This is a genomic window from Cytobacillus kochii (assembly GCF_020171845.1).
Taxonomy (GTDB): domain Bacteria; phylum Bacillota; class Bacilli; order Bacillales; family Cytobacillaceae; genus Cytobacillus; species Cytobacillus kochii.
This window is the reverse complement of record NZ_JAIVAM010000002.1, coordinates 528,152-538,406: the sequence shown is the minus strand read 5'-3', so window position 1 is coordinate 538,406 and position 10,255 is coordinate 528,152. Positions and strand designations below refer to the sequence as shown.

Sequence of the window (10,255 nt, the reverse complement as noted above, 5' to 3'; positions counted from 1 at the left end):
CATCTTTCAATCTAATTATATGTATAAATAGATATTATCCGGTATTAGCCCCGGTTTCCCGGAGTTATCCCAGTCTTACAGGCAGGTTGCCCACGTGTTACTCACCCGTCCGCCGCTAATCTTTGGGAGCAAGCTCCCTCAGATTCGCTCGACTTGCATGTATTAGGCACGCCGCCAGCGTTCGTCCTGAGCCAGGATCAAACTCTCCAATAAAGTGTTTGATTAGCTCATTTGCACCTATGGTGCTTTGTTGCTGATAAATCAGCTTTTTTTAGAATTACGCTTGACGTTTTATGTTCGTTCAGTTTTCAAAGAACAATCTCGTTCGCTTTAGAAGCGACTTTCCAATAATAACATATCTATTATTATGGAGTCAAGATTTTTTTAAAATCATTCCGTCGCGTTAGCTGTTTTTCATACAGTTATTAGCGACGGTTATTAATATATCATCATTTTTTTCCTTGGTCAACCTCTTTTTGCTTTTTTAATATAATTTATTACAAACTGTAATATCGGTGTTTAATCCCTTTTCCTTTTGTTTCTTCACTAATTACTTTAATAAACCCTTTGTCAATTAAGTATTCTAGTAGAATCACCAAATCCACTGAGTAGTGTCTCAGTTCTTTATGCTGGATGATTTCTTGAATTGTCCAAACTGATTGTTCTGCTAAAACTTCAAGTAAATGGCCAACTCCAGCCTTTGTTCGTGAATGAATTAAAAATTCACTAGCTAAAAATAATAGCTCTAACCTTTTCTCAAGCGGCTCATGACTTTGTACTAACTCTTCATAAAGTTTCATTATTTCTGGTTCCATATGGCGAATTTGATTCCACAGTGTTACTTCTGGATGGAAACCATTTTCTATAACTGAGAGCCTTGCTAAATGATGCAAAGAATGAACAACATTATTATAAGCATCAAAATAATTCTGATTTTCAAACAAAGTTTTCCCATCTGTATATCTTCTTATCAGCTTAGCAAACTCTAGTCCCATTTTGAGCTTTCTGTCCTTGAATGGGAATTCGTTTAATTTATCACGCAAGTTTCCTATATATTCATTGCGATCAAATAAAACCTTCCCACTATAAAGCCAGTCAAAAATCTTCCTATTACTCCCCATAAGTATCCATTGATCCAATTGTTGCTTCGTTATTATTTGCATTGAGGCTTTCTTATCTTCAAATGTGTAATGTTTCACAAAAATAGGCGTATCCGCATTTTCTACGATAATTAATAGTATTGCATCAAACGTATCTCTATTTGAAATTGTCTTTTCATTTCCCTCTACAATTAACACACCTAGTGTATTTAGTTGACTAGCTCTTTCTTGATAAATAGGACGGAGTATATCTTCCATCATAACGCCCCCATAATTTCGTATTAATATATTAGTTCGACAATTCATCTAAATTCCCTTTGATAAACACCAACAAATAGTGACAATTTTTTTATTTTTTCTTACAATGATATGATATAGTTAGTGTTTAGGAGGGAACAAAATGGCAAAAAAATATTCGAGTAAAATAAATAAAATAAGAACCTTTGCTTTAAGCTTAATATTTGTTGGATTTATTGTCATGTACATAGGTATTTTCTTCAGAACTTCACCATTAATTATGTCTCTATGTATGCTTCTTGGTGTATTATTCATTATTGCTAGTACGGTTATTTACTTGTGGATTGGCATCCTTTCAACTAAAGCAATACAAGTTGTTTGCCCAAATTGTAACAAGCCAACCAAAATATTAGGACGGGTTGATATGTGCATGCATTGTCGCGAACCACTAACGCTCGATCGCACACTTGAAGGAAAAGAATTTGACGAAAAATATAATCGAAAAGATACTTCATTAAAGCAGTAGATTTTCTCACATCAAAAAAGAAGTAAATCTTAAAACAGACAATATGTTTACTCATATGTATAGAAAACTAAGTAAAAATACAGAGAAAAAGCTGGCAGCAGTACGCTGACAGCTTTAGACATTTTAATGCATTTCTTTTTTCTTTGAACACTCTGGACATTCCCCATAAACTTCCATTCTGTGGTGACTTACTTTAAAGCCAGTCACATGTGCTGCTAATTGTTCAACTTCATCCAAACCAGGATAATGAAAATCAACAATTTTACCACAACCTTCACAAATGACGTGATAATGTTGTGTTGTTACAAAATCAAATCTGCTGGATGAATCTCCATAGGTTAGTTCTTTTACTAACCCAACCTCACGAAATACTCTTAAATTATTGTAAACTGTAGCCACACTCATATTTGGGAACGTTCCCTCTAATGCTTTGTATATGTCATCAGCTGTTGGGTGCGTCATTGAGTTTATTAAATATTCAAGTATCGCATGACGCTGTGGAGTAATGCGAACCCCTGTATCTTTTAACGTATCCAATGCTTCTTTAAGATGTGTTTGCGCCACCGTCATGCACCTCTCTTCTATTCATTCTTATATTATAATCTTTATAAATAGTTTACTAATAATTATTGAAAGTTGTCAATAACCGCGTTTCAAGAAGTATGTTTTTCTTATTTTATCATATAGACTAAACCCAGCTAATATTCCATCTTTAATAAACTTAACTTTGTTAATACCTTTGTATTTCTCATTCCACAAATCGACAGATCTAACCCGTCATCAAAAAAAAATTCCGGACTCATTTTAAAAGTCCGGAAAATATATTTGAGGAGGTATGCCCTAGTTTAATCATATTCAAACTAGCTTTACTTGCGTGGACAAAAGCCTTAAATTCTTTAAAATGGGCAAGTTATTATCATGTTATTTTAAGCCTGACCTTTTCTATTTTGTAAGAAATGCAACGCATCTTCTACATGTCCTTTTACTTTCACTTTTCGCCACTCTTTTATTAATCTGCCTTCCTCGTCAATCACAAACGTAGAGCGTTCAATCCCCATATATTCTTTACCAAAATTCTTTTTCAACTTCCAAACTCCGTAGCTTTCTGCAACTTCATGATTTTCATCTGCAAGCAAAAGAAATGGTAACCCATGTTTCTCAATAAATTTCTCATGACGTTTGATCGGGTCTGGACTAACACCAATAATGACTGTATTTACATCAGAAAAATCATTATGCCTATCGCGGAAATCACATGCCTCAGTCGTACAACCAGGCGTCATATCCTTAGGGTAAAAATATAATACGACATTCCTCCCACGAAAATCTTCTAGATTAACAACTTCTCCATTACTTGCTTCTAATGTAAATGCGGGTGCTTTTTCTCCAAGTTCTATACTCATAAATCGCTCACTCCTTAACCACGTTTTTCTTAGACTATTAAAAACAAGAGTGAAATACAAGTAAACACCCTTCTTCTCATTGATCATTTTTATTATCAATATTAAAAACAACTCTTGCGACAAATGCAGTTGGAATGACATAGCCTATCAATGCTTCAACCATCGCAACCATACGGCCTAAACCCACGGGGATAACATCTCCATAACCCAATGAAAAAAGAGTAACAGCACTAAAATAAAAACCTGATGCAAGACGATCTAAGAAATTAATCCCTCCATAGCTTGTTTCATCTATTAGCACCACATGCCCATTTAAATCGAGAATAATATATATTAACCCAAAAGCAATCAAAATCGTAGCATATAGACAAATTAAATAAAAAAAGTTATCTAATGACACCCATCTTCCCTTCGTTCTTTTAGGTGTTAAGAGGCTTTGCATACTCATAAAAATACATAATGTAACAGTAAAAATAACGAAAAAAAATAGCACGACTAACCTCACCTCTCTCGTGACGGTATTACCATTATACGTTCAACTTTTTGAGAGTATGACAAGTTGTCTTACTGACGATAGATATGAAAATATTTTGCTTTTAACATATCATTAGCTTACATGTTAAAATATAAAGGGAGATTATATTACTTAAGGAGGAATATTGATGCATTTTATCAATTCCGAACGACTACATAAAGAAGCTGTTGAACACATTGTCGGGGGTGTAAACAGCCCTTCTCGATCTTATAAAGCGGTTGGTGGAGGATCACCTGTGGCAATGGAGAGAGGCCAAGGTGCTTACTTCTTTGATGTAGATGGGAATCAATATATTGATTATTTAGCAGCATACGGACCTATTATTACAGGACATGCTCACCCTCATATAACGAAGGCCATTAAAGAAGCTGCCGAAAGAGGAGTACTATTTGGCACACCTACTCCGTATGAAGTAGACTTCGCTAAACTGCTGAAAGAGGCGATGCCTAATTTAGAAAAAGTAAGATTTGTGAATTCCGGTACGGAAGCTGTGATGACAACCATAAGAGTTGCAAGGGCGTATACAGGAAAAGATAAAATAATTAAATTTGCCGGCTGTTATCACGGACATTCTGATTTAGTACTAGTTGCAGCTGGTTCTGGTCCGTCAACTCTTGGTACACCTGATTCTGCCGGGGTACCTCAATCGATTGCAAAAGAAGTAATCACCGTTCCTTTTAATGACATTGATTCATTTAGACAAGCAATGGATAAATGGGGACATGAGATTGCAGGAGTTTTAGTAGAACCGATTGTAGGTAACTTCGGTATTGTCGAGCCCTTACCAGGGTTCTTGGAAGAGGTAAATGAGATAAGTCACGCACATGGTTCACTCGTTATATATGATGAAGTTATTACTGCTTTTCGTTTTCACTATGGAGGTGCACAGGATTTATTAGGTGTGCAACCAGACCTCACAGCATTAGGAAAAATTATTGGCGGCGGTTTACCCATTGGTGCCTACGGTGGCAAAAAAGAGATTATGGAGAGTGTTGCTCCACTAGGTCCCGCCTATCAGGCAGGAACAATGGCAGGAAACCCTGCATCAATCTTAGCTGGAATTGCTTGCTTAGAAGTATTAAAACAACCTGGGGTTTATGAATACTTAGATAGATTAGGCGAAAAGCTTGAAGATGGCATCATGAATGCGGCCAAGCAGTTCAATATTTCCATATCAATTAATCGATTAAAAGGGGCATTAACTGTTTATTTTACTGATGAAAAAGTAATCAACTATGAACAAGCAGAAAATACGGACGGTGAGACGTTTGCTAAGTTCTTCAAGCTTATGTTAAATAGAGGCATCAACCTAGCACCTTCCAAATATGAAGCATGGTTCCTTACAATTGCTCATACAGAGGAAGATATTGACGCTACCATTCAAGCAGTCCATGATACTTTCGAAGAATTAGCCAACCAATAAATAAAATATTCATTTTTTATACACTAAAAGAGAGCCATCCAGCTCTCTTTTTCTCTTGATACATACTATGAAAACGTTTACAAATATAGATTCCGCTATACATTTTTATACATTCTCAACCTTTTTCATATCCATAAAAATGTATAAATAATTGATTTCTGAAAATTCATGTGATATGATAATGAAAATATTCTGTATAATTCCTTCGTTACCGAAACACTTTAATGCGTTACCCAGTTAAATAACATTTCAATTAACTTCGCTAGAAATCTTAACAATCTAGCAACCTCAAAAACATTACTAAACTAGGAGGTGAACGGCTTAAGGCATTGCCTCAAAAAGCCGAATACTATGACTCAACAATGGACCCCTTCCCAATTCAAAAATTTTAATAATCAAGAACACGATGCATGTGGGATTGTTTCTTCATTAGAAAAAGAAAAGATTCCTACACGTGAAAATATTTTCAGTTGTATAGATGCATTAGTAACAATGAACCACCGTGCAGGATTTATTAATGGAGAAGGAGATGGCGTCGGGATTCATATCGATATCCCCCGTACACTCTGGAAAGAAAAACTTAAAAAAGCTCAAATCGATTCAGCAGTTGTTGACACACCCAATTTTGTCGTCGGTCATCTCTTTTTCACTCGTAATGAACAAAGTGAAACCTTCAAAACAGAAGTACGTCAACTTCTTGATGATAAAGGATTTTCTTTAATTTTCGAATCAGATGAAGTGACAGACTCTTCTGCACTTGGCCCAATAGCGATTCAAGAGAACCCTGTTTTTTGGCAAATTGCATGTATGGTTGATAAAAATGAAACAGATCTGAATCAAGCGATATTAGAAGTCATTGTAGAAGCAGAAAAAAATGAATTTATTCACGTAGCATCCCTTAGTCAGTTTCATGCTGTATATAAAGTAATGGGAGCTGGCGATATTTTACCTAAATACTACCACGACCTAGCAAACCCATTGGTAGCTTCGACTATGACACTTGGCCATAATCGTTATTCGACTAATACACTCTCAAGCTTTTTTCGTGTGCAACCATTTGCCGTCTTAGGGCATAATGGTGAAATTAATACGATTGCAAAATTACGCGACGAAGCTAGAATGATTAATGTACCACTCGTTAGAGGGGGTAGTGATTCCCAAGATTTAAGCAGAACAATTGAAACACTCATTTGTAGAGATGGCTATTCATTATTTGAAGCGATGGACGTACTCTTCCCTCCAATCATTAATGAAATCAAGTCATACCCTCCACATTTGCAAGATTTATATACTTATATAAGGGAAGCATGGGGTCATTTCGCTCAAGGGCCTGCTGGAATTATCTCAAGATTCGGAAACGAAGCGGTATATAGTGTAGACTCCCTTGGATTAAGACCCCTTTGGATGTTAGAGACTGAAAGTTCTTATTTATTCTCATCTGAACCAGGGATTATTTCATCGAGTGAATATGTAAGTGAACCGAAGCCCTTATCTCCTGGTGAAAAAGTTGGCTTCAAATGGAACGGTAATAAACTAGAAAAATATGAACATGAAAACTATCAGGAAGAAACATTTAATCGCTTCTCTTCTCGTGTAAATGTTAAGGATTATAAAAATCGTTTACGTGCGCCAGTTTTGAATAAAGTAACTACAATGGCTTTCCCTACAAAGATTCATAATGGTCAATATAAAGCGTTTGGTTGGGAAAGAGACCATGTGAACTTAGTAGAACAAATGGCAGAAAAAGGCGCGGAACCTATCCGTTCACTTGGCCATGATGCTCCATTAGCTGCTTTAAATGGTGAGAGAACAAATATCGCTGATTTTATTAAAGAAAGTGTTGCAGTTGTTACTAACCCTGCCATTGATAGAGATAGAGAAACAGAACATTTCTCTACTAGAACAATTATCGGTAAAAGACCGTCACTCTTTAATAATGAAGAATCAATAGATGTACTTGAATTACAAACACCTTTATTAATAGAAGGAAAATTAGGATACGAGTGTGTAAAGGAAATCAATCAGCCTAGCTATGATCAAGTAACAGAATATTATCAAGCACAAAAGAAAATTGCCTATCTTTCTATCACTTTTTCAAAAGATGAAACGATTAAAGAGGCCATTTCACGCTTATCAAAAGAAGCGATTGAATCAGTTAAAGCTGGTAAAACACTTATTGTCTTGAATGATGCCAGTGCTCATCAAGAAGATTCCTACTGGATGGATCCACACTTAGTCGTATCTGCCATTGATCAAGCATTAGTAAAAGAAACAATAAGAAGAGACTGTTCTTTACTTTTACGTTCCGCTTCTATCAGGTCATTACATGATATTATTACAGCTTACGGTTTAGGTGCAGATTTAATTAGCCCATATTATATGTTTGTAACTGTTGCTAACGAAGAAATAACTCCTCTTGTTAACTTATATTCAGCTTTAACAAAAGGGTTGGAAAAGGTAATCTCTACAATCGGGATTCATGAACTAAGAGGATATGGTCGCTTATTCTCAACTATTGGCTTAAACGAAGAAATCGCTGAATATTTAAATATCATCAATTTCTTTGGTTCAGGTGAGCTTAAATACAATTTTGGTCATATGAAAGAAGATGCTTTGTTAAGAGCGGAAGACTTTATAAACGATAAAAACAGAATCGGGAAAACCTTCCATCTATTCCCGAGAATTTGGAAAGCAATTGGTGAAGTTGCGTCTACAGGTGAATATGATGCTTACCGTGAAAAGATAAGCGAACAAGAAGCTCAGAACCCAACAACCATCCGTCACCTAACTGATTTTAAACAATCAGAAACCAAAATTTCACCAGAGGATGTTAATATTTCTGTTGGAGATCATAACTTACCATTCGTTATTTCTTCTATGTCATTTGGTTCTCAAAATGAAATTGCTTTTAGAGCCTATGCAGAAGGTGCAGAAAGACTAAATATGATTAGTTTAAATGGTGAAGGCGGAGAAATAAAAGATATGCTCGGAAAATATCCTCGTACAAGAGGTCAACAAGTTGCCTCAGGACGATTTGGAGTAAACGCTGAGCTTCTTAACTCTTCTAACCTTCTTGAGATTAAAATCGGTCAAGGAGCAAAACCAGGTGAAGGCGGACATCTACCAGGCTCTAAAGTAACAGCTAAAATAGCTGAAGCTAGAAATGCAACAATTGGATCTGATTTAATTTCACCTTCAAATAATCATGATATTTATTCTATTGAAGATTTAGCACAAATGATTCATGAATTAAAAACAGCGAACGATAAAGCGAAAGTGTCAGTTAAAGTACCTGTTGTGCCTAATATTGGAACAATTGCTGTAGGAATCGCTAAAGCTGGTGCGGACATTATCACTTTAAGTGGGTTTGATGGTGGTACAGGTGCAGCTAGAATCCACGCGCTTCAACATGTTGGTTTACCCGTTGAAATTGGTGTTAAAGCGGCCCATAACGCCTTACTAGAAGCTGGATTAAGAGATTATGTTGAGCTATGGGCAGATGGCGGCTTAAAAAGTGTTAGTGATGTTTTAAAAGTGATGTTACTCGGTGCAAATAGAGTCGGGTTTGGTACATTATCAATGTTAGCCATTGGTTGTACAACTTGCCGTGGGTGTCATCTAGATACTTGTCATGTTGGAATTGCTACGCAAATTGATTCAGAGGCACAAGCAAAAGAACATGGGTTAAGAAGATTCGTTCCTCGTCAATTTGAATCTGCTGTCCAAGGATTAGTTAACTTATTTTCTGCTTTCGGTAAAGAACTGCAAGCACTTGCCGGCAGCATCGGTATTCGCAATCTACAAGATGCCATTGGACGTACAGATTTACTTGAACAAATAAAAGGAAAAGAACAATTGAATTTAGACTACTTACTTCGTACATTAGACATTTCACAGCTCACTAATAATGAGCAGCCTAAAGAAGTGAGTGAGGCTCAATTACAAGTAGCTGTTGGTGCTGAATATCTAGACAAGAGTGTAGAAGAATTACACCAATCGCGTACCTTCTCTAATGTTACTTCAGAGCAAAGGGTGCTTGGTAGTCGTGTTTCTTGTCACCGTGTAAGAGGACGCTTAGATGGATCATATAAAACTCTTCCTCCAGTTGACCTCAAATATAATGATGGGTCTATCCCTGGTAACGGATTAGGAGCCTATAACAGTTTCGGCATAAACATCGAAGTAGCAGGTGGTGCACAAGATGGTATTGGTAAAACTTCCTTCGGTGGGCAAATCTTAATTTTTAAATCGAAAGGGAAGAATGGACAGTATTATAATGGATCTGTTGGAAAAGGTTTTGGCTATGGTGCACAAGTGGGACTTCTCGTTGCCCAAGGAAACGCTGATGCAAGAGCTGGTATTCGTCTATCTGGAGCTGATATGATTATCGGTGGACAACTAACAAGTGCAATTCCCGAGAAGGAATTTGGGAAAATCGGTACAAATGCGAATATTAAGGGATTTGCGTTTGAATATATGACAAACGGTCGCGGCCTTGTATTAGGTGATCCGGGCCCATGGATCTGTGCAGGGATGACAGGTGGCGTCGTCTACTTAAGACATCAACCTGAAATGGGATTAACAAAAGCAGCAATTGAAAGAAGAATAGCCAAAGGTGCAAAAGTAAACGTAACCGAGCTTGACCAAAATGGACTAGATGATGTAAAAGAACTATTAGAAAAATATATCGATCTATTGATGGATCAAAACCAAGAAGATGAAGCAATTGGTTTAAAAGCTCTTTTATCAGATTTAAGTAGTCACTTTTTGCAAATTGTTCCAGTTAAAGAACAAGCCGACCCTTCTGTTTCAACTGAGTGATATAACATACATTTCTTCTGCTATAAGAAATACTCATTTGATTTTGTTTTTCTGCTAAACTTGAGACACGAGGAATTCTAATGATGAATTTCTCGTGTTTCTTTATGAATTTATGTGTATGTGACTCATTTCACTTGGAGTGCGGAAAAAGATTCGGGCTTCAGCATTATCGGTCATCCGTTTGTCATTAAAGTCCAATCTGAAATTAGT

The 10,255-nt window shown here is 36.4% G+C and carries 7 protein-coding genes and 1 rRNA gene; 3 read left to right on the top strand and 5 right to left on the bottom strand.

Translation table 11 applies throughout. The features are described 5' to 3' along the window. Positions 1-213, bottom strand: a 16S ribosomal RNA gene (locus LCM23_RS03510); the annotation flags it as partial. A 284-nt stretch (positions 214-497) separates the two neighbouring features. Beyond that, a complete protein-coding gene (locus tag LCM23_RS03505) occupies positions 498-1,358 on the bottom strand; it encodes a nucleotidyltransferase-like protein (RefSeq protein WP_224935707.1) in 861 nt (286 codons plus the stop codon). 142 nt (positions 1,359-1,500) lie between these two features. Between LCM23_RS03505 and LCM23_RS03500 the strand changes: the two genes are divergently transcribed. Further along, on the top strand, positions 1,501-1,863 hold the full coding sequence (locus tag LCM23_RS03500) for a YgzB family protein (RefSeq protein WP_224935706.1): 363 nt from the start codon (positions 1,501-1,503) through the stop codon (positions 1,861-1,863). Between the two features lie 123 nt (positions 1,864-1,986). Here the strand turns inward: LCM23_RS03500 and perR are convergent, their stop codons facing one another. The 3 genes from perR to LCM23_RS03485 all read right to left on the bottom strand — a co-directional run bounded on the left by perR (position 1,987) and on the right by LCM23_RS03485 (position 3,759). Further along, a complete protein-coding gene (gene perR / locus LCM23_RS03495) occupies positions 1,987-2,427 on the bottom strand; it encodes a peroxide-responsive transcriptional repressor PerR (protein WP_180317040.1) in 441 nt (146 codons plus the stop codon). A gap of 362 nt (positions 2,428-2,789) precedes the next feature. Then, positions 2,790-3,266, bottom strand: coding sequence for a thioredoxin-dependent thiol peroxidase (gene bcp, locus LCM23_RS03490; RefSeq protein WP_224935705.1), 477 nt, complete (start codon positions 3,264-3,266; stop codon positions 2,790-2,792). 76 nt (positions 3,267-3,342) lie between these two features. After that, on the bottom strand, positions 3,343-3,759 hold the full coding sequence (locus LCM23_RS03485; RefSeq protein ID WP_224935704.1) for an ion channel: 417 nt from the start codon (positions 3,757-3,759) through the stop codon (positions 3,343-3,345). A 169-nt stretch (positions 3,760-3,928) separates the two neighbouring features. Here LCM23_RS03485 and LCM23_RS03480 point away from each other — a divergent pair, with 169 nt between their 5' ends. Both LCM23_RS03480 and LCM23_RS03475 read left to right on the top strand, forming a co-directional pair. After that, positions 3,929-5,224, top strand: a complete 1,296-nt coding sequence (locus tag LCM23_RS03480) for a glutamate-1-semialdehyde 2,1-aminomutase (protein ID WP_263624108.1) — start codon at positions 3,929-3,931, stop codon at positions 5,222-5,224. Between the two features lie 351 nt (positions 5,225-5,575). Then, a complete protein-coding gene (locus LCM23_RS03475; protein ID WP_224935703.1) occupies positions 5,576-10,045 on the top strand; it encodes a glutamate synthase-related protein in 4,470 nt (1,489 codons plus the stop codon). The last annotated feature ends 210 nt before the right edge of the window (positions 10,046-10,255 follow it).